Source organism: Pinisolibacter aquiterrae, assembly GCF_019160155.1.
In the GTDB taxonomy this organism is placed as follows: domain Bacteria; phylum Pseudomonadota; class Alphaproteobacteria; order Rhizobiales; family Ancalomicrobiaceae; genus Pinisolibacter; species Pinisolibacter aquiterrae.
Window position 1 is genome coordinate 143,300 of the sequence record NZ_JAFNIH010000023.1, and the last position, 22,759, is coordinate 166,058.

Here is a 22,759-nt window from a genome sequence, read left to right on the forward strand (position 1 = left end):
CTAGGCGCTTCCGCGAAGCTCCGCAACTGCGCGCGGCCCCGAGAGGGCCGAGACGCCCCCGATCGGGCCGCGGAAACCCTAAGACCTTGGTCGCATTCGCGGCCGCGACCGCGCTCAGCGGCAGAGCTTCATCTTCTGGGCGATGACGATCCGCGCCATCAATTGGCGGTCGGCCGAGGTCAAGGGAACCCGGTTCGGATCGTGAACCGTGCAACCTTCGTTGCCGAAAGTGCGGATCGCCTGTGCCTCGGTGAAGCAGAAGCCGCGCGCCTTCAGGACTGCGTTTTTTCGATGCCAGAGTTGGGCGCAGGACATGACCGAGGGGTCCTGGGCGAGGGCGGTGGGGACCGGCACGGCCGCGAGCCCGGCGAGAAGCGCGAGGGCGAGCGGGACGGGACGAATCGACATGGGACGGCTCCTTCTCGTTCGCCCCAGACCACCGCGCCGATGGGGCGAGGGCAAGGCGAGAAGGGGCGCGAGGCGCCGCGCCGGGACGTCCGGGGCATGGATGCGCCCGGGCGTCCGGCGGCCGTCACGCGGGCGGAGGGCCGCATGGATCCCCGGGTCGAGCCCGGGGACGACGGAGCGTGTGGGGATCACGGAGGTGGCCGGAAGAGGGTGCCGAGGTTCGAGGGCAGAGCCCCTCGCCCCTTCGAAACGACGAAGGCCGTGCCCCTGCGGAGCACGGCCTTCTCGATGTCGCGGCGACGGATCCCTCAGAGCGGGATGTTGTCGTGCTTCTTCCACGGGTTGGTCAGCTGCTTGGTGCGCAGCAGACGCAGCGCGCGGGCGATGCGCTTGCGGGTGGAGTGCGGCTTGATGACGTCGTCGATGTAGCCGCGCTCGGCCGCCACGAAGGGATTGGCGAAGCGGCGCTTGTACTCGTCGGTGCGGGCCGCGATCTTCTCCGGATCGTCCAGTTCGGAGCGATAGAGGATCTCGACCGCGCCCTTGGCGCCCATGACCGCGATCTCGGCCGAGGGCCAGGCGTAGTTGAAGTCGCCGCGCAGATGCTTCGAGGCCATGACGTCGTAGGCGCCGCCGTAGGCCTTGCGGGTGATCACGGTGATCTTCGGCACGGTCGCCTCGGCATAGGCGAAGAGCAGCTTCGCGCCGTGCTTGATGAGGCCGCCGTATTCCTGCGCGGTGCCGGGCAGGAAGCCGGGCACGTCGACGAAGGTGATGATCGGAATGTTGAAGGCGTCGCAGAAGCGGACGAAGCGCGCCGCCTTGCGGGAGGCGTCGATGTCGAGCACGCCGGCGAGCACCATCGGCTGGTTGGCGACGACGCCGACGGTGCGGCCCTCGACGCGGCCGAAGCCGATCACGATGTTCTTGGCGTGATTCTGCTGGATCTCGAAGAAGTCGCCCTCGTCGACCGTCTTCAGGATCAGCTCCTTGATGTCGTAGGGCTTGTTCGGATTGTCCGGGATCAGGCTGTCGAGGCCGAAGTCGAGGCGATCGACGTCGTCGGCGGTCTCGATCTCGGGGAGTTCGGCCTGATTGTTGATCGGCAGGAAGTCGATCAGGCGGCGCATCTGGAGGAGCGCCTCGACGTCGTTCTCGAAGGAGCCGTCCGCGACCGAGGACTTGGTGGTGTGCACCGAGGCGCCGCCGAGTTCCTCGGAGGTGACGATCTCGTTCGTCACGGTCTTCACCACGTCCGGGCCGGTCACGAACATGTAGGACGTGTCACGGACCATGAAGATGAAGTCGGTCATCGCGGGCGAATAGACGTCGCCGCCGGCGCAGGGACCCATGATCACCGAGATCTGCGGGATCACGCCCGAGGCCAGAACGTTGCGCTGGAACACCTCGCCGTAGCCGCCGAGCGCCGCGACACCTTCCTGGATGCGGGCGCCGCCGGCGTCGAACAGGCCGATCACCGGGCAACGGTTCTTCAGCGCCATCTCCTGGAGCTTGACGATCTTGGCGGCGTGGGCCTCGGAGAGCGAGCCGCCGAACACCGTGAAGTCCTTGGCGAAGAGATAGACGGTGCGGCCGTTGATGGTGCCGGAGCCGATGACCACGCCGTCGCCGGGGATCTTGGTCTCTTCCATGCCGAAATCGATGCAACGATGTTCGACGTAGATGTCGATCTCCTCGAAGCTGTCGTGATCGAGCAGGACCTCGATGCGCTCGCGCGCGGTCAGCTTGCCGCGCCTGTGCTGCGCGTCGATGCGCTTCTGTCCGCCGCCCAACCAAGCCTCGTCACGACGACGCTGGAGCTCCGCGAGAACTTCCTTCATGGGAGAAACCCCGTCTTCTCAGGAAAAGAATGATCGGGGGCGGTAGTTAGCACGACGGGTTTCGCCGGCATAGTGCCCCCAACGTCGTAGCGACGCCGCGCGAGATGCCCGCGCGGCCGGATCAGCGGTCCATCAGGCGCGCGGCGGCGTCGAACTCGAGACGGCGAGCGGCGAGCCGCGCCTCCGCTTCCGCGTCGCGACCCCACAGTTCGGCGCTCCAGGTGTCGTCGATATGAGCGAGAGTCCAAGCCGCATCCCGGTCGAGACGGCCTTCGAGCAGGGCGAGCGCCAGAACGAAGGACCCGGTCAGGGTGGTGACGACGTGGAGGCCGGCGAGGGCCCACGGGTCGAGCCCGTCGACCCTTGCGCGCAGTGCATGGATCGCATCCCCGTCCTGCGCCACATGCACGACACCCTCGACGACCAACAGGCGCGCGCCGTGGGCCTCGTCGATCCAGTCGAGCAGCGGATCCCAGCCCTCGCTCTGGCGGGCGACGAGACGGTCGGGCGCCTCGGCGCGATAGCACAGGAGATCGCTGCCGGCATATTTGAGCGCGTCGGCGGCGACCTCGTCGCGGCGGTCGACGACGGCATCGATCACCGAATGGGCGATGCGGGTGACCGGCATGGTGGCGGGATCGAGATGGGTCTCCTGGGCGCGCCATTCCTCGGCGACGGCCTCGGCGACGTCGGCGCTCGGCAGGCACAATTCGCGCTTCAGCGGCGTCTTCACCGAGCGGCCGTCGAGAAGGAGGCGGAAGCCGGCGTCGGTCGCCTCGACCGCGACTTCTTTCCAGAAGCGCTTCGGCAGGTGGCGCTTCTGCGCGGCGCGGGCACGCTCGACGGGATCGGGGTGGGACAGCACCCGGTCGGGGGCGGTGGCTTCGGCGCTCGGATCGAACCAGAGGAGATCACGCATGGCTGGCTCTCGACGGTGGCCCCGTCACCAGGCGAACCGGCGAGCGAGGGCGGGCATCAGGTCGGCGTAGTCGGCGAGCACGGTCTCGGCGCCGGCCGCCGCGAGGTCTTCGACCGCGTGGTAGCCCCAAGCGACGCCGAGAGCAACAATTCCCGCCGATCGGCCCATCGTCACATCGAAGGTGGTGTCGCCGAGGATCACCGCGCGCTCGGGCGCCACCCCGGTCTCCGCCAGCGCCGCCAGGACCATGGCGGGATGTGGCTTCGAGGGGTGATCGTCGGCGCATTGGATGGTGACGAAGCGGCCGTTGAGGTCGTGGAGGTCGAGAACGGCGCGGATGCCGCGATGCGACTTGCCGGTGGCGAGCCCGAGCAGGACGTCGTCGCGGGCGGCGAGCGCGTCGAGGGCGGCGCGAGCGCCGGGGTAGAGCGGCTCCTGATCGCCGCCGGAGCGGCGCAGATCGAAATAGGCGGTCTTGTAGGCGTGGGCCAGCGTATCGACGGCGTTGGCGCCGACGTCGGGGCCGGCGAGACGGGTCATCGCCTCGGCGAGCGACAGGCCGACCACCGAAAGGGTCTCGGCACGCGACGGCGCGGCGCGGCCGACCGCGGCGAAGGCGCGGTTCATCGCCGCGACGATCATGTGCTGGCTGTCGACCAGAGTGCCGTCGACGTCGAACAGGACGAGATACATGGGAGAGCCCCTCGGAAACGGGATCGACGAGGGTGAGAGAAGGCCGGCGGGTTGCCGCCGGCCCCATCGAGGCCGCGACGCGACTCTCGACGGCACGGATGCGCCGAGGGTCAGTCGGTCCTTCCGTGATCCATGTCGGTCTTAGAGACTCATATGCAACGAAAGAATGACCGAGGTCATGATCCTCCCCAGAAAATTCCAAAGAAGGTGATTTTTTGCCGGAGCGAGCGCCGGCTCGGCGCGGTCCGAGCTGGTGGGACGGTCCCGTCCCTCGCGTCAGACGCCCTCGGTGCGGGGGCCGAAGGCGGCGGGCCACGGCGTCTCCAGGCGGAGATCGGTGCCCGACGTCGCCGGCAGGCGCAGCCGCAACGCATGCAGCATCAGGCGGGGGGCGCTTCCGGCGCGGCCGTAGAGGCGGTCGCCGAGGATCGGATGGCCGCATTCGCGCATGTGCGCCCGCAGCTGATGCTGCCGTCCGGTCTTCGGCGTGAGCGCGACGAGAGAGGAGGCGCCGCCCTCGCGGATCTCGACGACGCGCCAGTCGGTGACGGCCGTGAGGGCGGCGGGGTCGTCGGGGGCGGCGACCATGCGGCCGCCGCGTGGCGTCTCGATCTTCCTCAGGGGCACGGCGATGGTGCCGCGCGGGGGATCGAGTACGCCCTCGACCACGGCGAGATAGGTCTTCTCCACGTCGCGGCCGGCGAAGGCGGCGCCGAGCCGGGCGGCCTCGCGCCGGCGCTTGGCGGCGACCAGGAGGCCGGAGGTGTCCTTGTCGAGCCGGTGGACCAGCACCGGACGCTCGCCCTCGGCATCGACGAAGCCGGCGAGCAGGCGGTCCAGATCGTCGGTGGTGCGGGTGCCGGCGTGGACGGCGAGGCCGGCCGGCTTGTCGAGCACCAGGAGGTCGTCGTCCTCGTGGACGATCATCGCGGCGAGGCGGGCGCGATCGGCCGGGCTCGGGCCGGGCGCCTCTCCTCCGGTCGCGGCGCCCTCCCCCGCCGGCCGGGGCGGCGGGGCGGGCTCGCCGATGCGGACGATCTGGCCGGGGGCGAGCGGATCGAGGGCGCGAGCCTTGCGGCCGTCGACGGTGAGCCGGCCCTGCTTCAGGAGCTGGGCGGCGCCGGGCAGACGCGGGAAATGGATGCGCAGGAAGCGCTCCAGCCGCATGCCCTTCTCGGAGGTGTGGACGGTGCGCTCCATCGCCCGCCGCTCCTCAATCCTCGTCGTCGAGATCGGGATCGTAGGACGCGGCGTCGAACCCGAGCAGGTTCCACGACTGCTTCATGTGCGGCGGCAACGGCGCGGTGACGTCGATGATGCCCTTGCCGTTCGGATGCGGCAGGATGATGCGGCGGGCGAGGAGATGCAGCTTGTTCTGCATGCCGCCCGGCAACTCCCAGTCGCGCTTGTCGAAGTACTTGGGGTCGCCGACGATCGGGTGGCCGATGTGGGCGGTATGGGCGCGCAACTGGTGCGTGCGGCCGGTGACCGGCTTGAGGCTCAGCCAGGCGAGGGTCTGACCGGCGTTGTCGACCACCGAGTAATGGGTGAGCGCGTGGCTCGCCCCCTCCTCGCCGTGGCGGGCGATGCGCATCTTCTCGCCGTCCTTCTCCTCGTCCTTGGCGAGCCAGGTCGAGATCTTGCCCTGCTTGGGATGGGGCACGCCGGCGACCAGCGCCCAATAGGTCTTCTTGGCGTGGCGCGAGCGGAAGCTGGCGGCGAGGCCGGCGGCGATCAGGCGGCGCTTGGCGATGACCAGACAGCCGGCGGTGTCCTTGTCGAGGCGGTGGACCAGACGCGGCACCTGACCACGCTTGTCGACCAGCGACTGGAGCATGGCGTCGACGTGGCGATGGACGCCGGAGCCGCCCTGGACCGAGAGGCCGGCGGGCTTGTTCAGCACCATGACGTCGTCGTCCTCGTAGAGCACGATCGACTTCAGGAACTTGGCGTCGCCCTCGAGCGGCTCGGCCTTCTCCTCGCGCTGGGGCACGTTCTTGGCATCGGTGGCGAGCGGTGGCACGCGCACGACGTTGCCCGGCTCGATGCGGGAGGAGGTGTCGCAGCGCTTGCCGTCGAGGCGCACCTGTCCGGTGCGCGTCAGCTTCTGCAGCGCGACGAAGGAGAGGCCGGGGTAATGGGCCTTGAACCAGCGGTCGAGGCGCATACCCGCCTCGTCCTCGCCGACGGTGATGGTCTCGACGGTCGCCATGGATTTCTTCCTGTTCGCTTCGTCATGACCGAAAGCGCGTGAGCGCGCAAGCGAAAGGCGGCTCTTCCCTAGCGTCATGAATCGAGCGCTTCGACCACGTGAAGCGCTTCATCCTCCGATTCCGATTCAAGCGCCGGAGGCGGCGGGCGAGGCGGACGGGGGGACCTCATCCATCGATTCACCTCGCCTTCATCCCTCGCTGCGAGGATGGCTCGTCGGTCCGAGCGCCCCGAAATCGGGCTTCAGGATCCGATTCAAGTCCTTGGCAGATCGATTCCGAAAACCCGTCCAAGTGCTCGAGGCAGAATCGCTTTCCGCTCGCACTTCATGTGACGATTCAAGGCGAAGACCCTCCACCTCCACCATCGGGTCCGCCACTTCACGTGACGAATCCGCCGGGATCGGGCGCGATCTCGCAGGTCTTCTCAAGTGGCGAACCAGCCGCGCGCCGTCACCAGCGCGAGGGTGAGGACCGCCAGCGAGAGCACCACCGAGCCGACCGCGTAGACGATCGCGGAGGCCGTCGCGCCGCGCTCCCACAGAGCCACGGTGTCGAGCGAATAGGCGGAGAAGGTGGTGAAGCCGCCGAGGATGCCGGTCATGAAGAAGAGGCGCAGCGCGTCCGAACCGGCGCCCGGGGCACGGCTCAACAGGTATCCGGCGAAGCCGCCCATCACCGTCGAGCCGATCACGTTGACCGCGAAGGTGCCCCAAGGAAAGCCGGCGCCGAGTATCCGCAGCGCCGCCAGGGTGACGCCGTAGCGCAGGGTCGAGCCGAGGCCGCCGCCGAGGAAGACCAGCGCGAGGAGTTTCATTTGCAGGGGCATCGGCGGCTCCGGTTCGTCGACGGGTGCTCCTACCTAACGCCGGGGAGGCGAAGGAGTCACGCCCGCTTGCCGGGCAGAGGCCGCCGGTCGAGGCGTCGCCTTCCTTGACAGGGGCCGACCTCGTCGTCGAGAAACGACGCCGGCCGCTCGGCGACCGCGCGCGCTCCGTGCGCCGGTCGCGCCGCCCCTCGAGGGAAGGATCGCACCCCGTGTCCGTCATCGTCCCGGCCGGCGCCGGGCGTGGCCCCGGCGACCCGCCGGAGCCCCCGCGCCAGACCATCCTGTTCGACGCCGTCGCCGTCGCCCGCGAGGGGCGGGTCGCGCTCGACGGCGTCACGCTCCGGCTCGCGGAAGCGCGGATCGGCATCGTCGGGCTCAACGGCTCGGGCAAGTCGACGCTTCTGAAGACGATCATCGGTCTCGTCGCCCCGAGCGCCGGCCGGGTCACCGTCGACGGGCTCGATCCGAGCGCGCAGGCACGCGCCGTCCGGGCGACGACCGGCCTCCTCTTCCAGAACCCGGACAACCAGATCGTGTTCCCGATCGTCGCCGACGATCTCGCCTTCGGGTTGAAGAACCACGGCTGGAGCAAGGCCGAGACCCGCGAGCGGGCGCAGGCGGCGCTCGCTCGTCTCGGCATCGAGGCCCTCGCCGCCCGGCGCATCCACGAGCTCTCCGGCGGCGAGAAACAACTGGTGGCGCTCGCCGGCCTGCTCGCCGTGGCGCCGAAGACGCTCCTCTTCGACGAGCCGACGTCGCAGCTCGATCTGCGCAATCGCAATCGGCTGGCGCGGCTGATGGCGGGCCTGCCGGAACAGCTGATCGTCGTCGCCCACGATCTCGACCTCCTCGCCGACTTCGAACGCGTGCTCGTGCTCGAGGACGGCCGGGTGGTCTTCGACGGGGCGGCGGCGGCGGCGATCGCCTGCCATCGGGAGCGGGCGGGATGATCGACGGGATCGGCCGCAGCGGGGCGACGCCCCTCCATCGTCTGCCCACCGGCCTCAAACTCGCGGCTCTGGCGCTCGTCGCCACGGCGCTCTTCTTCGTCGATCGGCCGGACGTGCTCGTCGGCGCGGCGCTCGTCGCCCTCCTCGGCCTGCGCTCGACCGGCCGGCGGTTCCGCGAGATCGCGAGCGACCTCGCCCTGCCGATGACGGTGATCGCGGCGCTCGGGGTGGTCGACCTCGTCTTCGTCGACGTGGCGACGGCGGCGAGCGTGGTGCCGCGTCTTCTCGCCCTCGCCTTCGCCGCCCATGCGGTGACGCTCACCACCACCACGGCGGAGCTGACCGACACGTTCGAGCGGGCGCTCGGGCCGTTCGAGCGGCTCGGGCTGGTCGATGCCGGCCGCGCCTCGCTGACGCTGACGCTGGCTCTGCGCTTCGTGCCGCTGATCGTGGAGGAGGCCCGCGAGATCCGCGAGGCGCAGGCCGCACGCGGGCTCGGCTCCCACCCGATCGCGGTGATCGTGCCGCTGGTGGTGCGCACCCTCGTCCGGGCTCAGGTGGTCGCCGACGCGATCGACGCGCGCGGCTTTCCCCCACCACGAAATTCCAATAATGCAAAGTGAGAACGGTTCTCGAAAAGCCCAAGGAAAACCCCTTCATGAACACCCGCGACATCGGCTACATCGCCCTCTTCGCCGCGCTGATCATCGCGCTCGGCGCGGTGCCCTCGTTTCCGATCGCCGGTCTGCCGGTGCCGATCACGCTCCAGTCGCTCGGGGTGATGCTCGCCGGTCTCGTGCTCGGGCCGAAGCGCGGCGCGCTGGCGCCGGTGGTCGTGATCGCGCTGGTCGGCATCGGGCTGCCGGTCTTGGCCGGCGGACGCGGCGGCATCGGGGTCTTCGTCGGGCCGACCGCCGGCTTCCTGTTCGGCTGGATCCCGGCCGCCTTCGTCACCGGCCTCCTCGCCATGCGTCTCGATGGGCCGGGCAAGGGCATGGTCGCGCGCGTGATCGGGCTCTCGATCGCGGCGATCCTCGGCGGCATCGTCGTGCTCTACGCCTGCGGCATCGCCTGGCTCGCCTTCGGCGCGAAACTCGGGCTCGGCAAGGCCTTCTTCGGCTCGCTCGCCTTCGCGCCCGGCGACGTGATCAAGGCCGTGGTGGCGGCGCTGGTGACCCTCAAGGTCCGCGACGCCTTCGCGCTCGAGCGGAAGTGAGACCGAGGGCGACGTCGGAACTCCCCCGCTGAGGGGGCGTCACGGGACTGCAATGGGGGACGTGCAGGCTCGCGCGTCCTCTCCGTATGGTCGGAAGGACAAATCCCCTTCAGGGAACCGTTCCGATGACTTCTGTCTCCCGACGCACTCTCCTCGCGGGCGTGGCCGCCTCTCCGTTCGTCCCCACGTCGATGATCGTCGCCGCCACGCCGGTCGCGGCCGCGACCTCGACGCCCGCGGCGAGCGCCGCCGAAGCTCCGACGGCGCATCGCTTCGCGCCCAATCCGGTCGGCGCCTTCGAGCGCCTCTATCGCTTCGACGTCGATCCGATCGCCGGCCCGGTCGCCGACCTCACCGTTCCGGTCGAAGCCCCGGCGCCCGGCACCGTCCGGCGCCTGACGGTCCTGCATTTCAACGACCTGCACAACAACGTCACCGTGCCGCATCCGGCGCGCGGCGAGACCCGCGTCTTCGCCCAGATGGTGAAGCAGGTGCGGGCGCGGCGCGCGGCCCAGGCGGCCGACGAGATCGTCCTCTTCCTCTCCGGCGGCGACGATCAGACCGGCAGCCTGCTCGACGAATTGCTCGCCTTCACCGTCGAGGAGACGATCGCTCACCCCTCCTACCGCTCCTTCGTGGTGGCGGGGGTCGACGCGGCCGTGCTCGGCAATCACGAGTTCGATCGCGGCACCGCCGTGCTCGCCGATCTCCTGGCGCGCAACGGCGATCTTCCGGTGCTCTCCGCCAACATCGCCGACACGCGCGATCTCATTCGCGGGCGTCATCATCACCCCGTCCTCGTCGGCGTCGCCAAGGGCTTGCGGATCGGTCTCCTCGGCCTGACCACGCCGGAGGACACCCGCGTCGGCACCAAGGAAAATCCCGGCCTCTCGGTCGCCGATCCGATCGCGGTGACGCGCAACGTTCTGCCGGCGCTCGGCCGCGCCTGCGACGTCGTCGTCATCCTGTCGCATCTCGGCTACGGCGGCACCGGCACCGGCGCGCAGTCGGGCGGCGCCGAGCGCCGGCTCGGCGCCGGCGATACCCGGCTCGCCGAGGTCGTGGCGGAGGCGACCGACCGGCCGGTGCTGATCGTCGGCGGCCACACCCATACCGCGCTCAACGCCGACGGGCTCGAGCCGCGCAACCTCGTCGCCGGCCGGGTGGTGATCGTCCAGGCCGGGTTCCACGGCAGCCATCTCGGCGAGGCCCGGCTGCAACTCGCCCGCGAGGCGAACGGCACCAAGCTGGTCGCGGCGGCGGCCGAACTCCACGCCCTCAAGAAGTCCGACGTCCGGGTGCCCGCGAGCGACCCGAAGGCGGCCGGCCTCCAGCAGAGCGGCGATTGGGACGAGGGCTTCCACAGCCTCGCCCTGACGCCGCTGGTCGCCAAGCTCGGTGGACGCCTGATGGACCCGATCGCCGAGGTCGAGGCCGACGAGATGATCGGTACCGACCGCACCCGGGCCGATCGCTATGTCGGCGAATCCGCGATCGCCGATCTGATGAACGACCTCCTGGTGGCGCGCTCGGCCCAGTTCCCCGACGGGGCGGTCGACATCGCCGCCTTCAACGCCACCGGCCTCGTCGCCGGCATTCCCGCCCGGGGAACGATCACCTTCGGTGACTGGTTCCAGGTGATGCCCTTCGCCGATTCGATCCAGATCCTCACCATGACCGGGCGCGACATCCAGGCGATGCTCGCTTCCAACGCCCAGCGCGTGGTGCGGCCGGAGGAACTCGCCGGGCCGACACCGATCGATCTGAAGACCTACGTCAGCCGCGGCTTCCTGCACTTCTCGGGTGGGCTCCGGTACCGGATCGCGCTCGGGGCATCGGCCAGAGAGGCGACGGCGATCGACGTGACGATCAAGGGGCGCAAGGTCGAGGAGGTGCTCGACCAGCCGTTCCGCGTCGCCTTCGGCAGCTACATCGGCAACGGCGGTTTCGCCGAGGCCTGGAACGGACGCGAGATCGCCGGCGGGCTGCCGACCGGCATCAAGGGCTACGATCTCACCAAGCTGCCGAAGCGCGACACCGGCTTCGTCTATCGCAACGAGATCGTCGCGCAGATCCGCGCCCTCGGCCGGCTGACCCCGGAGACCGGCGCCCGCAAGGACGGCCGTCTCGTCGTCGCGGCGAAGTGATCGACCCTCGATCGAAAGACGGGCGGGCGGGAGACCGGCCGCCCGCTCCTCAGTGTTCGCCCCGCTCGCGCCGGAGCTTCGCCCACCAGTCCAAGCGTTTCCGGATCTCGCGCTCGAAGCCGCGTTCGGCCGGGTCGTAGAGGTGGACGCGACCGACCTTCTCGGGGAAGTAGTTCTGCCCCGAGAAGGCGTCGGGCTCGTCGTGGTCGTAGCGATAGCCTTCCGAATAGCCCTCCTGCTTCATCAGCTTGGTGGGGGCGTTCAGAATGTGTTTGGGCGGCGGCAGCGATCCCGCCTCCTTGGCGAGGCGGCGAGCCGCCTTCAGCGCGAGATAGACGGCGTTCGACTTGGGGGCGGTGGCGACATAGACCAGCGCGTTGGCGATCGCCAGTTCGCCCTCGGGGCTGCCGAGGAAATCGTAGGCGTCCTTGGCGTTGTTGGCGACGACGAGAGCCTGCGGATCGGCAAGGCCGACGTCCTCGGCCGCCATCACGACGATGCGGCGGGCGAGGAAGAGTGGGCTCTCCCCGGCCTCCAGCATGCGGGCGTACCAATAGAGCGCCGCGTCGGGGTCGGAGCCGCGCACCGACTTGTGCATCGCCGAGATGAGATTGTAGTGGCCGTCCTGCGATTTGTCGTAGATCGGCGCGCGCCGTTGGACCACCTCGGCGAGGCCCTTCTCGTCGAAGACCTCGCCCTCGCGAGCGGCGCGCAGCACGTCCTCGGCGAGCGTCAGCGCGGCGCGGCCGTCGCCGTCGGCCATGCGCACCAGGAGATCTTTCGCGGCCTCGTCGAGCGGCAGGGGATGGCCCAGCTCGGTTTCGGCGCGGGCGAGGAGGCGGGTGATCGCCGCCTCGTCGAGCGACTTGAAGACGAGGACGTGAGCGCGCGAGAGAAGCGCCGCGTTCAGTTCGAAGCTCGGGTTCTCGGTGGTGGCGCCGACCAGAACGACGGTGCCGTCCTCGACCACGGGCAGGAAACTGTCGAGCTGGGCGCGGTTGAAGCGATGGATCTCGTCGACGAAGAGCAGCGTGCCCTTGCCCATGGCGCGGCGCCCGCGCGCGGTCTCGAAGACCTTCTTCAGGTCGGCGACGCCGGTGAAGATCGCCGAGATCTGCTCGAAGGCGAGATCGGTCTCGCCGGCGAGGAGCCGCGCCACGGTGGTCTTGCCGGTGCCGGGCGGGCCCCAGAAGATCAACGAGCCGAGGCTGCCCGAGCGCAGCATGCGGGTGATGGTGCCGTCGGGGCCGACGAGATGATCCTGGCCGACCACGTCGGCGAGCGACTTCGGGCGCAGCCGGTCGGCGAGCGGGCGCTGGCTCGGTCGCTCCAGGCCGGCGGCGGCGAAGAGATCGCTCATCGGATCGAAGCCCCCTCCCCGCGTCTCACCGGAAGGCCATGCGCATCAGCCGGCCGCCGCGCTCGATCACCAGACGCCACACCGGCGGATCGGACAGCGCCAGCCGCTTCAGCGTCGCGGTCCGGTCGACGGCGGTACCGTTGATCTCCATGACGTGGTCGCCCTTCTGGAAGCCGACGCGGGCGGCCGGCGAGCCGTCGGCGACGTCGGTGATCACCACGCCCTCGAGATCGAAGGGCAGGCGCAGCTCCTCGGCGACGGCGGGCGAGAGGTTCATCACCGTCGCCCCGGCGAAGGGCGAGCGCCCCTCGACGGTGAGCGTGTCGCGAGCCGGCGTCTCGGGCGCGGCGCGCGAGGCGATGCGGGTCTCCATCTTCTTGCCGGCGCGGATCAGCTCGACCGCGACCTCGCCGCCGAGCGAACGGGTGCCGAAGCGGAAACCGAAGGCGTCGGGATCGTCGACCTCGCGGCCGTCGACCGAAATGAGGAGGTCGCCGATCTTCAGGCCCGCCTCGGCGGCCGGGCCCTTGGGCACCAGCCCGGTGACCAGCGCGCCGATCGGCCGATCGAGGCCGAGGCCCTCGGCGACGTCGGCGGTGACGTTCTGAAGGGTCGCGCCGAGCCAGGGACGGCGGACCACCGAGCCGGTCTTCGCCTGATCGAGCACGAATTTGACGACCGTCGCCGGGATCGCGAAGCCGATGCCGATCGACCCGCCCGACTGGGAATAGATCTGCGAGGGCACGCCGACGAGGCGCCCGTGGAGATCGACCAGGGCGCCGCCGGAGTTGCCGGGATTGATGGCCGCGTCGGTCTGGATGAAATAGTGGGAATCCCCCCGTCCGACCCGGGTCCGGGCGAGGCCGGAGACGATGCCCTGCGTCACCGTCTGGCCGACGCCGAAGGGATTGCCGAGCGCCAGGACGAGATCGCCGACCTCGAGCGCTTCCGAATCGCCGAGCTGGGCATAGGGGTAGGTGCCCTTCTGACGAATCTTGATCACCGCGACGTCGGTGCGCTCGTCCTTGAGGATCACGTCCGCCTCGAACTCGCGCTTGTCGGCGAGCGCCACCTTCACGTCGGTCGCGTCGCGGATGACGTGGACGTTGGTGACGATGATGCCCGAGGGATCGACGATGGTGCCGGAGCCGAGCGAGGACTGGATGCGCGCCGGCGGCTCCGCGTCGCCCATGCCGCCGAAGAACTGGCGGAAGAAGGGATCGGCGAAGAGCGGGTTCACCTGCGCCTCGACCTTGCGGGAGGCGTAGACGTTGACCACGGCCGGGGCGACCGCCTTGACGACCGGCGAGAAGGACAGGGTGACCTGGGTCCGGCTCTCGGGGACGACGGGCTGGGCTCCGGCGGGGGCGAGGCCACCGAGGCCGACCAGGACGGCGAGTGCGAGAGCGACGGGCATCGACTTCATCGGGCGATTCTCCTCGGGCGGTCGTCATCGATGATTTAGGCCGCCGCGCGCGCCAGCGCCAGAGGCCGGGGGCGGCGGGCCTCCTCCATCGATCGAGAACGCGGCAATCCGAGGGCGAGACGCCGCGAGGTAGGAGCCGCCGCCGGGCTCGGCGCCCCCCTCTCCCGGCCCCGGGGTCCCGCGAACGCGAAAGGGCGGCCGTGGCGGCCGCCCTTTCCTCGTCCGACACGGGGCCGGCGACCTCACTCGTTCATCGAGGCGAGCATGTCGAAGACCTCGGCGAGATTGCCGTTCTCGGCGGCGAAGCGCAACGGCTTGCAACGCTCGACGATGATCTCGGCCGGCGTCGGGTCCTGGGCGAGCAGGCTCGCCACCTCGGAGATGAAGTCGGCGAGAGGCATGGCGCGCGGGTCGGTCGCCTGATGCTCGCCCATCAGCTCGGTCTGGACATAGGGCGGGGCGATCTCGATCACCTCGACCGAGGTCTCGGCCAGCTGACGGCGGATCGCCATCGACCAGGAATGGATCGCCGCCTTGGTCGCCGAATAGGTCGGCGTCGCCACCAGCGGCACGAAGGCGAGGCCGGACGAGACGGTGACGATCGAGGCCGCCGGCTGCGCCATCAGATGCGGCAGCAGAGCGGCGGTGAGCCGGATCGGGCCGAGCAGGTTCGTCGCCACCATCGCCTCGGCGTCGGCAAGATCGGCGGGGGCGGTGGTGATCGCCTCCGGCCGCATGATGCCGGCGTTGTTGACGACGACGTTCAGCGCCGGATGCGCCGCCGTGATCTCCGCCGCGAAGGCGGTGACCGCGGCCGGATCGGCGACGTCGAGTTCCATCGCGCTCATGCCGGGGTTCGCGGCGACGACCGCGTCGAGCGCGGCGCGACGGCGCCCGGCGACGATCACCGTGTTGCCCTGAGCGTGGAACACCTCGGCGAGCGCGCGGCCGATTCCGCTGGCGCCGCCGGTCACCAGGATCGTGTTGCCCGTGGTCTTCATGGATGCAGTCCCTTCCTCGTTGCGTGAAACGAAGTTAGGGCTCATGCTCTCTTCTGGTAAGTAGGCACCATTTCGTTCGATACTTACCTCTAGGAGAGTGTGTGCATGACCGACGCGATCTCGACCGACTCGCTGTTCGCCCCGACCTGCGATCATCCCGCCGCCGAGGATCCGGCGGTCGAGGCGCTGGTGAAGGCGATCATCGGGCAGGTCGCCGACAAGTGGACGCTTCTGGTGCTCGAGGAGCTCGCCGAGCGCGGCACGATGCGGTTCACCGAGATCGGCCGGGCGGTCGGCGGCATCAGCCAGAAGATGCTGACCAAGACGCTGCGCGACATGGAGCGGACCGGGCTCGTCGGCCGCACCGTCCATCCGGTGGTGCCGCCGCACGTCGACTATGCGCTGACCGATCTCGGTCAGTCGTTGGGCGCGGCCTTCTGCGGGGTCTGGCTCTGGGCGGCGGAGAACCAGGCGCGGATCGAGGCGGCGCGCGCCGCCTATGACGAACGCGAAAACGCCCGGAGGTGACCTCCGGGCGTTTCGAAGATTCGACGATGGACGCGGGGATCAGCCTTCGGCTTCCTCGGCCTCGCGGCGGGCGCGATCCTCGGCGCCCTTGGCGGAGACGTCGCGGTCGACGAACTCGATGACGCCGATCGCGGCGTTGTCGCCGAAGCGGAAGCCGGCCTTGAGAACGCGGGTGTAGCCGCCGTTGCGGTCCTTGTAGCGCGGGCCGAGAACGTCGAAGAGCTTCTTGACGGCCTTCTCGTCGCGAACCTGGGCGACCGCGTTGCGGCGCGAGTTCAGGTCGCCACGCTTGGCGAGGGTCACCAGCTTCTCGACGATCGGACGCAGGTCCTTCGCCTTGGGCAGGGTGGTGACGATCTGCTCGTGGGTGATGAGCGAGGCGGCCATGTTGGCGAACATCGCCTTGCGATGTTCCCAGGTGCGGTTGAGCTTACGGCCAGCTTTGCCGTGACGCATGGGTCTTCTCCGGGTGCCGGGCGGATGGTCCGCCGTCGTTCGCGGCGATCTCGCGATCGGCGCTTCGGTTCGAGGTCTCCCGCACGCGTCGGGAGCCCCGGCTCGTCACCGTGGCACCCCGGGTATTGTGCGTCCGGGCTTGGAAGTCTTTGTACCCGACCGGGCGAGGCCCGCTTCGGTGGACGTCGCGATCGGAGCCATGGCTCCGATCGAAATTCTCCGGCGGGTCATACCGCCTCGCTCAGCAAAAGAGAAGCCCCTCGCGGGTGCGATCTCAGAGCTGATGATCCTCGTAGCGCTTGGCGAGCTCTTCGATGTTCTCCGGCGGCCAGTTGGTGACCTCCATGCCGAGATGGAGACCCATCTGGGCGAGAACTTCCTTGATCTCGTTGAGCGACTTGCGGCCGAAGTTCGGGGTGCGGAGCATCTCGGCTTCGGTCTTCTGGATCAGATCGCCGATGTAGACGATGTTGTCGTTCTTCAGGCAGTTCGCCGAACGCACCGACAGCTCGAGCTCGTCGACCTTCTTGAGCAGCGCCGGGTTGAAGGCGAGCTCGGGGATCTTCTCCTCGACGGCCTCCTTGCGGGGCTCCTCGAAGTTCACGAAGATCGCCAGCTGGTCCTGGAGGATGCGGGCCGCGTAGGCGACCGCGTCGTCCGGGGAGACCGACCCGTCGGTCTCGAGCGACAGCGTCAGCTTGTCGTAGTCGAGAACCTGGCCCTCACGGGTGTTCTCGACCTTGTAGGAGACCTTCTTGACCGGCGAATAGAGGCTGTCGACCGGGATCATGCCGATCGGCGCGTCCTCGGGACGGTTGCGGTCGGCCGGGACGTAGCCCTTGCCGGTCGCCACGGTCAGCTCCATGCGGATCTCGGCGCCCTCGTCGAGGGTGCAGATCACCAGCTCGGGGTTGAGGATCTCGATGTCGCCGACCGTCTGGATGTCGCCGGCGGTGACGACGCCCGGACCCTGCTTGCGGACGACCATGCGCTTGGGCAGGTCGCCGTGCATCTTCACCGAGATCTCCTTGATGTTCAGGATCATGTCGGTGACGTCCTCGCGGACGCCGGGGATCGAGGAGAACTCGTGCAGGACGCCGTCGATCTGCACGGCGGTCACCGCCGCGCCCTGGAGCGAGGACAGCAGCACGCGACGCAGGGCATTGCCGAGGGTCAGGCCGAACCCGCGCTCGAGCGGCTCGGCGACCACGGTCGCCTTGCGGCGCGCGTCGTCACCCGGCTTCACGTCGAGTTTGTTGGGGCGGATCAGCTCTTGCCAATTTTTATGAATGGTCACGTTCGAACCTTCTCATGGTCTTCGGCGGGATATCGGTGCCGTCCAGCACCCTGCCCGCGCGATACCGCTCGGAAACGCACGAAGCGGCGGGTGGACGACCCGCCGCTTCCGGAGGCTGCCCGCCCCCGATGGGTGATGCGATCAGACGCGACGACGCTTGCGCGGACGGCAACCGTTGTGCGGGATCGGGGTGACGTCGCGGATCGAGGTCACCATGAAGCCGGCCGCCTGGAGAGCGCGCAGCGCGGATTCACGGCCCGAACCGGGGCCACGGACTTCCACCTCGACGGTGCGCATGCCGTGCTCGGCCGCCTTGCGGGCGGCGTCCTCGGCGGCGACCTGCGCGGCGTAGGGGGTCGACTTGCGCGAGCCCTTGAAGCCGAGCGCGCCGGCCGACGACCACGAGATCGTGTTGCCCTGCGCATCGGTGATGGTGATCATCGTGTTGTTGAACGTCGAGTTCACGTGCGCGACACCAGAGGTGATGTTCTTGCGCTCACGGCGCTTGACGCGCGTCGCTTCCTTGGCCATCGAATGTCCTTACCTTCGATCTCAACGCCGCCGTAATACCAGCGGCTCCACCGGGACGGACGTCTCACGACGCTCGCCCCTCGACGAATTACTTCTTCTTGCCCGCGATCGCCTTCGCCGGACCCTTGCGGGTGCGGGCGTTGGTGTGCGTGCGCTGGCCGCGGACCGGCAGGCCGCGACGATGACGCAGGCCGCGATAGCAGCCGAGGTCCATCAGACGCTTGATGTTCATCGCGACTTCGCGACGAAGATCACCCTCGACCAGATAGTCGCGGTCGATCACTTCGCGGATCTGCAGGACTTCGGCGTCCGACAGCTCGTTCACACGCCGCTCGGACGCGATGTTGACCTTCTCCACGATCTCGGACGCCTTCTTGGCGCCGATGCCATGGATGTACTGAAGCGCGATGACGACGCGCTTGTTGGTGGGGATGTTCACGCCTGCGATGCGGGCCACGGTTTCTCTCCAGTCGATTCCCGAGGACACCTTCCGGTGCGCTCGTTGTTCGAGGTCGGCCAAGTCCTTCGTGAACAGGCCGTTCACGACGAAAGGACCGGGTGGCCGAAACCCCATGGTCCCGGCCCCGATCGCTCATGATCGCGATGTGGGGCCGGTAGATAAAGGATTCCACGGCCGGACGCAACCGTCCGACCGTGGTTCCTCGTCGGTTCCGGGCACGCCTCCGCGCCGTCAGGCGCCGAGGATCGCGCCCATGGCGGCGGTGACCTCGTCGATCGACTTCATGCCGTCGACGGTCTTCAGTTCGCCGGTCGAGGCGTAGTAGCCCGACAGCGGCGCGGTCTTCTCCTGGTACTCGCCCAGGCGCTTGCGGAAGCTCTCCGGATTGTCGTCGGGCCGGGGCGTCCCGCCGGCGGCGATCGTCTCCTTGACGCGATTTTCCATGCGGGCGACCAGCGCCTCGGCATCGACGACCAGTTCGATCACGGCGTCGAGCTTCAGCCCCTTGGACTTCAGCATGGCGGTCAGCGCCTCGGCCTGGGGCACGGTGCGCGGGAAGCCGTCGAGGATGAAGCCCTTCGCGCAATCCGCCTCGTCGATTCGGTCGGCGACGACGCCGATGACGATGTCGTCGGAGACGAGCCCGCCCGATTCCATCACCGCCTTGGCCTTGAGACCCACGTCGGTTCCCGCCTTCACGGCCGCGCGCAACATGTCGCCGGTCGAAAGCTGGACGATCCCGTATTTCTCGACCAGACGCGTGGCCTGGGTCCCCTTACCGGCACCCGGCGGTCCGAGCAGAATGAGTCTCATCGACGTCCCCCCTTGAGCTTCGCCCGCTTGATCAGACCTTCGTATTGATGGGCGAGCAGATGTCCCTGGATCTGCGACACCGTGTCCATGGTCACGGAGACCACGATCAGCAGCGACGTGCCGCCGAAATAGAACGGGACGCCCGTCCAGGAAATGAGGAATTCGGGTAATAGGCACACCAACACGATGTAGATGGCGCCGACCACCGTGATCCTCGTCAGGACGTAGTCGATGTATTCCGCGGTGCGTTCACCCGGGCGGATGCCCGGAATGAAGCCGCCGTGCTTCTTCAGATTGTCGGCCGTGTCGGTCGGGTTGAAGACGATGGCGGTGTAGAAGAACGCGAAGAAGACGATCAGCGCCGCGTACATCAGCATGTAGAGCGGCTGGCCGTGGCCGAGCAGCGCCGTCACCGTGGTCAACCACCCCGGCCCCTGCCCCGTCTGGAAGTTGGCGATGGTCGCCGGAACCAGGAGAAGCGAGGAGGCGAAGATCGGCGGGATGACGCCGGAAGTGTTGAGCTTCAGCGGCAGATGCGAGGACTGGCCCTGCATGATCTGATTGCCGACCTGCCGCTTCGGATATTGGATCAGGAGCTTGCGCTGCGCGCGCTCCATGAACACCACGAAGCCGACGACGACGATCGCCACGACGATGATGGCGAGAATCGCGAAGGTCGAGATCGCCCCCTGACGACCGAGCTCCAGGGTGCCGGCGATGGCTTGCGGCAGACCCGCGACGATGCCGGCGAAGATGATCAGCGAGGTGCCGTTGCCGATGCCGCGCGAGGTGATCTGCTCACCCAGCCACATCAGGAACATGGTGCCACCGACCAACGTGATCACCGCGGAGATGCGGAAGAACATGCCGGGCGCGGCGACGACGCCGGAGGCGCCCTCGAGACCGACGGCGATGCCCCAGGCCTGGAAGATCGCCAGCACGACGGTGAGGAAGCGCGTGTACTGGTTCAGCTGCTTGCGGCCCGATTCGCCTTCCTTCTTGAGCGCTTCCCAAGAGGGGACGACCGTCGTCATCAGCTGCACGATGATCGAGGCGGAGATGTAGGGCATGATGCCCAACGCCAGGATCGCCATGCGGCCGACGGCGCCGCCGGAGAACATGTTGAACAGACCGATGATGCCGGTCTGAGCGTTGTTGAACGCCTTGGCGAGCGCAGCGGCGTCGATGCCCGGCAGGGGCAGATAGGTGCCCAACCGATAAACGAGAAGCGCACCCAGCGTGAACCAGATGCGCTTCTTCAGTTCCTCGGCCTTGCCGAAGGCACCCCAGTTGAGATTGGCCGCAAGCTGTTCGGCAGCAGACGCCATGTCACTCGTCTCCGGTGCTTCGTAAGGGAGATATGTCAGTCCGACGAAAGCGGCCGATCACTCGGCCGCGTCCGCCTTCTTCTTCTCGGTGACGATCACCTTGCCGCCGGCCTTCTCGACAGCTTCGATGGCCGGCTTGGAGCCGCCGGCGACGTCGAAGGTGAGCGCGCCCTTGGGCTCGCCCGGGCCGATCAGACGGATGCCGTCCTTGAGACGACGGACGACGCCGGCCGCCTTGAGGACTTCGCCGGTGATGGTCACGCCCGCTTCGATACGACCGGCGTCGATGGCGGCCTGAACGCGCGCGACCGAGACCTCGTTGTAGTCGAGGCGGAAGATGTTGTTGAAGCCGCGCTTCGGCAGGCGGCGATGCAGGGGCATCTGACCGCCTTCGAAGCCGTTGATGGCGACGCCGGAGCGCGCCTTCTGGCCCTTGACGCCGTGACCGGAGGTCTTGCCCAGACCCGAACCGATGCCGCGGCCGAGGCGCTTGCCCTTCTTGGCGGCGCCGACGTTGTCGCTGATCTCGTTGAGCTTCATGTTCCGCTCCTGATGGCTCAGTTCTCGTCGATGACGCGAACGAGATGGGCGACCTTGGCGATCATTCCGCGGACCGCCGGAGTATCCTCCAGGGTCGAACGGCGATGCCGCTTGTTGAGGCCGAGGCCGATCAGGGTCTTCTCCTGAACGTCCGGGCGGCGGATCGGGCTACCGATCTGCTCGACCGTGACCGTCTTGACCGTGGCAGAGTTCGACATGGGGTTCACCCTTGCTTCTTTCAACACCGGGATCCCCTGCCCTCACGAACAGGGTTCCGGCACGTCTCACGCTTCGGCCGAAGCCTCGGCGCCCTCGGCACCGCGACGGGCCTGCAGGGTCGACACTTTCATGCCGCGGCGAGCGGCGACGGAACGGGGGCTGTCCTCGGCCTTGAGGGCGTCGAAGGTCGCGCGCACCATGTTGTAGGGGTTCGAAGACCCCATCGACTTGGCGACGACGTCCTGGACACCCAGCGTCTCGAAGACGGCGCGCATCGGGCCGCCGGCGATGATGCCGGTACCGGCCGGTGCGGCGCGGACGATGACGCGACCGGCACCGTGATGGCCGACGACGTCGTGATGGAGCGTGCGACCCTCGCGGAGCGACACGCGGATGAGGCCACGCTTGGCGGCTTCCGTCGCCTTGCGGATCGCCTCGGGCACTTCACGGGCCTTGCCGTGGCCAAAGCCCACGCGGCCCTTCTGGTCGCCCACGACGACGAGCGCGGCGAAGCCGAAGCGACGGCCACCCTTCACCACCTTGGCGACGCGGTTGATGTGCACCAGCCGGTCGACGAATTCGCTGTCGCGTTCTTCCCGCTCGAGCTTTGCCATGTCGGTTCTTCCCTCGTGCGCTGCCGTCTCGGCGCGCCTCAATCCGTGATCAGAAGTCGAGGCCGCCCTCACGAGCGGCATCGGCGAGCGCCTTGACGCGACCGTGGTAGATGAAGCGGCCGCGATCGAGCACGACCTGCTTCACACCCGCGGCGACCGCACGCTCGGCGACGAGCTTGCCGACGGCTTCCGCCGCGGCCTTGTCGGCGCCGGTCTTCAGGCTGCCCTTGAGCGAGGCATCCAGGGTCGACGCGGCGGCGAGGGTGACCCCGTTCGCATCGTCGATGACCTGAGCATAGATGTTCTTCGACGAGCGATGAACCGAGAGCCGGGGACGGCCGTTCGCCGCCGCCTTGACGGCACGGCGCACGCGAGCCGCACGACGCTCCGTAGTGGTCTGATGGGCCATGGCGGCAGCTCCTTACTTCTTCTTGCCTTCCTTGCGGAAGATCTTCTCGTCGGCGTACTTGACGCCCTTGCCCTTGTAGGGCTCGGGGCCGCGCCATTCGCGGATCTCGGCCGCGACCTGGCCGACCTGCTGCTTGTCGATGCCGGACACGATGATCTGATCCTGCTTCGGCCCGAGGACCTGGATCGTGATCCCTTCCGGAACCGGGAACAGCACGTCGTGGCTGTAGCCGAGCGACAGCGTCAGCGTCTTGCCGTTGAGTGCCGCCTTGTAACCGACGCCGTTGATCTCGAGCTTCTTCTCGAAGCCCTTCGAAACACCGACGATCAGGTTGGAGATCATCGTCCGCGACATGCCCCAGAGCGAACGGGCGAGCTTGGACTCGTCCTTCGGCTTGACGGCGATGCCATCGGCGGTCTGAGCAACCTCGACCAGCTCGTGGACGTCGAAGGAAAGGGCACCCTTCGGGCCCTTGACGTTGACGGCCTGACCCGCGATTTCCGCGGAGACGCCGGCAGGAACCGGCACGGCCTTCTTTCCGATGCGTGACATGGGGAACCCCGT

At 68.6% G+C, this 22,759-nt stretch carries 26 protein-coding genes; 5 read left to right on the top strand and 21 right to left on the bottom strand.

The window, feature by feature from the left end; all coding sequences use genetic code 11:
- Positions 1–114: 114 nt before the first annotated feature.
- From J3S89_RS08265 to crcB, 7 genes are all read right to left on the bottom strand, one after another.
- On the bottom strand, positions 115–408 hold the full coding sequence (locus J3S89_RS08265; RefSeq protein WP_217927017.1) for a YARHG domain-containing protein: 294 nt from the start codon (positions 406–408) through the stop codon (positions 115–117).
- A 308-nt stretch (positions 409–716) separates the two neighbouring features.
- Positions 717–2,249, bottom strand: a complete 1,533-nt coding sequence (locus tag J3S89_RS08270) for an acyl-CoA carboxylase subunit beta (RefSeq protein ID WP_217927018.1) — start codon at positions 2,247–2,249, stop codon at positions 717–719.
- A gap of 121 nt (positions 2,250–2,370) precedes the next feature.
- A complete protein-coding gene (locus J3S89_RS08275) occupies positions 2,371–3,168 on the bottom strand; it encodes an ATP12 family chaperone protein (protein WP_217927019.1) in 798 nt (265 codons plus the stop codon).
- A gap of 24 nt (positions 3,169–3,192) precedes the next feature.
- Positions 3,193–3,861: an HAD-IA family hydrolase gene (locus J3S89_RS08280; protein WP_217927020.1), complete on the bottom strand. Its 669-nt coding sequence runs from the start codon at positions 3,859–3,861 to the stop codon at positions 3,193–3,195.
- Positions 3,862–4,137: 276 nt separating this feature from the next.
- Positions 4,138–5,061, bottom strand: a complete 924-nt coding sequence (locus J3S89_RS08285) for an RluA family pseudouridine synthase (RefSeq protein WP_217927021.1) — start codon at positions 5,059–5,061, stop codon at positions 4,138–4,140.
- A 13-nt stretch (positions 5,062–5,074) separates the two neighbouring features.
- On the bottom strand, positions 5,075–6,073 hold the full coding sequence (locus J3S89_RS08290; RefSeq protein ID WP_217927022.1) for an RluA family pseudouridine synthase: 999 nt from the start codon (positions 6,071–6,073) through the stop codon (positions 5,075–5,077).
- Positions 6,074–6,498: 425 nt separating this feature from the next.
- Positions 6,499–6,900, bottom strand: a complete 402-nt coding sequence (gene crcB / locus J3S89_RS08295; protein WP_230488919.1) for a fluoride efflux transporter CrcB — start codon at positions 6,898–6,900, stop codon at positions 6,499–6,501.
- Between the two features lie 218 nt (positions 6,901–7,118).
- Between crcB and J3S89_RS08300 the strand changes: the two genes are divergently transcribed.
- From J3S89_RS08300 to J3S89_RS08315, 4 genes are all read left to right on the top strand, one after another.
- Positions 7,119–7,850, top strand: a complete 732-nt coding sequence (locus tag J3S89_RS08300; protein ID WP_420801293.1) for an energy-coupling factor ABC transporter ATP-binding protein — start codon at positions 7,119–7,121, stop codon at positions 7,848–7,850.
- Entirely contained in the window at positions 7,847–8,473 is a 627-nt protein-coding gene (locus J3S89_RS08305; protein WP_217927023.1) for an energy-coupling factor transporter transmembrane component T, read from the top strand. Before J3S89_RS08300 ends, J3S89_RS08305 begins: the two co-directional genes overlap by 4 nt.
- A gap of 35 nt (positions 8,474–8,508) precedes the next feature.
- Positions 8,509–9,066 (top strand): biotin transporter BioY, encoded by a 558-nt coding sequence (locus tag J3S89_RS08310; RefSeq protein WP_217927024.1) that lies wholly within the window; start codon positions 8,509–8,511, stop codon positions 9,064–9,066.
- Between the two features lie 125 nt (positions 9,067–9,191).
- Positions 9,192–11,213: a bifunctional metallophosphatase/5'-nucleotidase gene (locus J3S89_RS08315; protein WP_217927025.1), complete on the top strand. Its 2,022-nt coding sequence runs from the start codon at positions 9,192–9,194 to the stop codon at positions 11,211–11,213.
- 49 nt (positions 11,214–11,262) lie between these two features.
- On the opposite strand, the gene J3S89_RS08320 is transcribed toward J3S89_RS08315, so the two are convergent.
- The 3 genes from J3S89_RS08320 to J3S89_RS08330 all read right to left on the bottom strand — a co-directional run bounded on the left by J3S89_RS08320 (position 11,263) and on the right by J3S89_RS08330 (position 15,000).
- Positions 11,263–12,573, bottom strand: coding sequence for a replication-associated recombination protein A (locus tag J3S89_RS08320; RefSeq protein ID WP_217927026.1), 1,311 nt, complete (start codon positions 12,571–12,573; stop codon positions 11,263–11,265).
- Between the two features lie 25 nt (positions 12,574–12,598).
- Entirely contained in the window at positions 12,599–13,999 is a 1,401-nt protein-coding gene (locus J3S89_RS08325; RefSeq protein WP_217927027.1) for a Do family serine endopeptidase, read from the bottom strand.
- Between the two features lie 242 nt (positions 14,000–14,241).
- Complete coding sequence (locus J3S89_RS08330; RefSeq protein WP_217927028.1) at positions 14,242–15,000, bottom strand: SDR family oxidoreductase; 759 nt, start codon at positions 14,998–15,000, stop codon at positions 14,242–14,244.
- A gap of 105 nt (positions 15,001–15,105) precedes the next feature.
- Here J3S89_RS08330 and J3S89_RS08335 point away from each other — a divergent pair, with 105 nt between their 5' ends.
- Positions 15,106–15,528, top strand: a complete 423-nt coding sequence (locus J3S89_RS08335) for a winged helix-turn-helix transcriptional regulator (protein WP_217927029.1) — start codon at positions 15,106–15,108, stop codon at positions 15,526–15,528.
- 39 nt (positions 15,529–15,567) lie between these two features.
- Here the strand turns inward: J3S89_RS08335 and rplQ are convergent, their stop codons facing one another.
- The 11 genes from rplQ to rplF form a co-directional block, all read right to left on the bottom strand.
- Complete coding sequence (gene rplQ, locus J3S89_RS08340; protein WP_217927030.1) at positions 15,568–15,984, bottom strand: 50S ribosomal protein L17; 417 nt, start codon at positions 15,982–15,984, stop codon at positions 15,568–15,570.
- Positions 15,985–16,258: 274 nt separating this feature from the next.
- Positions 16,259–17,281, bottom strand: coding sequence for a DNA-directed RNA polymerase subunit alpha (locus J3S89_RS08345; RefSeq protein WP_217927031.1), 1,023 nt, complete (start codon positions 17,279–17,281; stop codon positions 16,259–16,261).
- Between the two features lie 141 nt (positions 17,282–17,422).
- Positions 17,423–17,812 (bottom strand): 30S ribosomal protein S11, encoded by a 390-nt coding sequence (gene rpsK / locus J3S89_RS08350; protein ID WP_217927032.1) that lies wholly within the window; start codon positions 17,810–17,812, stop codon positions 17,423–17,425.
- Between the two features lie 88 nt (positions 17,813–17,900).
- Positions 17,901–18,269: a 30S ribosomal protein S13 gene (gene rpsM, locus J3S89_RS08355; protein WP_217927226.1), complete on the bottom strand. Its 369-nt coding sequence runs from the start codon at positions 18,267–18,269 to the stop codon at positions 17,901–17,903.
- A 234-nt stretch (positions 18,270–18,503) separates the two neighbouring features.
- Positions 18,504–19,085: an adenylate kinase gene (locus J3S89_RS08360; RefSeq protein ID WP_217927033.1), complete on the bottom strand. Its 582-nt coding sequence runs from the start codon at positions 19,083–19,085 to the stop codon at positions 18,504–18,506.
- Complete coding sequence (secY, locus tag J3S89_RS08365) at positions 19,082–20,413, bottom strand: preprotein translocase subunit SecY (protein ID WP_217927034.1); 1,332 nt, start codon at positions 20,411–20,413, stop codon at positions 19,082–19,084. The genes J3S89_RS08360 and secY overlap by 4 nt, the downstream gene beginning before the upstream one ends.
- A gap of 57 nt (positions 20,414–20,470) precedes the next feature.
- Positions 20,471–20,953: a 50S ribosomal protein L15 gene (rplO, locus tag J3S89_RS08370; protein ID WP_217927035.1), complete on the bottom strand. Its 483-nt coding sequence runs from the start codon at positions 20,951–20,953 to the stop codon at positions 20,471–20,473.
- A gap of 17 nt (positions 20,954–20,970) precedes the next feature.
- Positions 20,971–21,171 carry a 50S ribosomal protein L30 gene (gene rpmD / locus J3S89_RS08375; RefSeq protein ID WP_217927036.1) on the bottom strand — a complete coding sequence of 67 codons (201 nt, stop codon included), beginning with the start codon at positions 21,169–21,171 and terminating at the stop codon, positions 20,971–20,973.
- A 66-nt stretch (positions 21,172–21,237) separates the two neighbouring features.
- Positions 21,238–21,786 carry a 30S ribosomal protein S5 gene (gene rpsE, locus J3S89_RS08380; RefSeq protein WP_217927037.1) on the bottom strand — a complete coding sequence of 183 codons (549 nt, stop codon included), beginning with the start codon at positions 21,784–21,786 and terminating at the stop codon, positions 21,238–21,240.
- 49 nt (positions 21,787–21,835) lie between these two features.
- Positions 21,836–22,195: a 50S ribosomal protein L18 gene (gene rplR / locus J3S89_RS08385; RefSeq protein ID WP_217927038.1), complete on the bottom strand. Its 360-nt coding sequence runs from the start codon at positions 22,193–22,195 to the stop codon at positions 21,836–21,838.
- A gap of 12 nt (positions 22,196–22,207) precedes the next feature.
- Positions 22,208–22,747, bottom strand: coding sequence for a 50S ribosomal protein L6 (gene rplF / locus J3S89_RS08390; protein ID WP_217927039.1), 540 nt, complete (start codon positions 22,745–22,747; stop codon positions 22,208–22,210).
- Between the last annotated feature and the right edge of the window lie 12 nt (positions 22,748–22,759).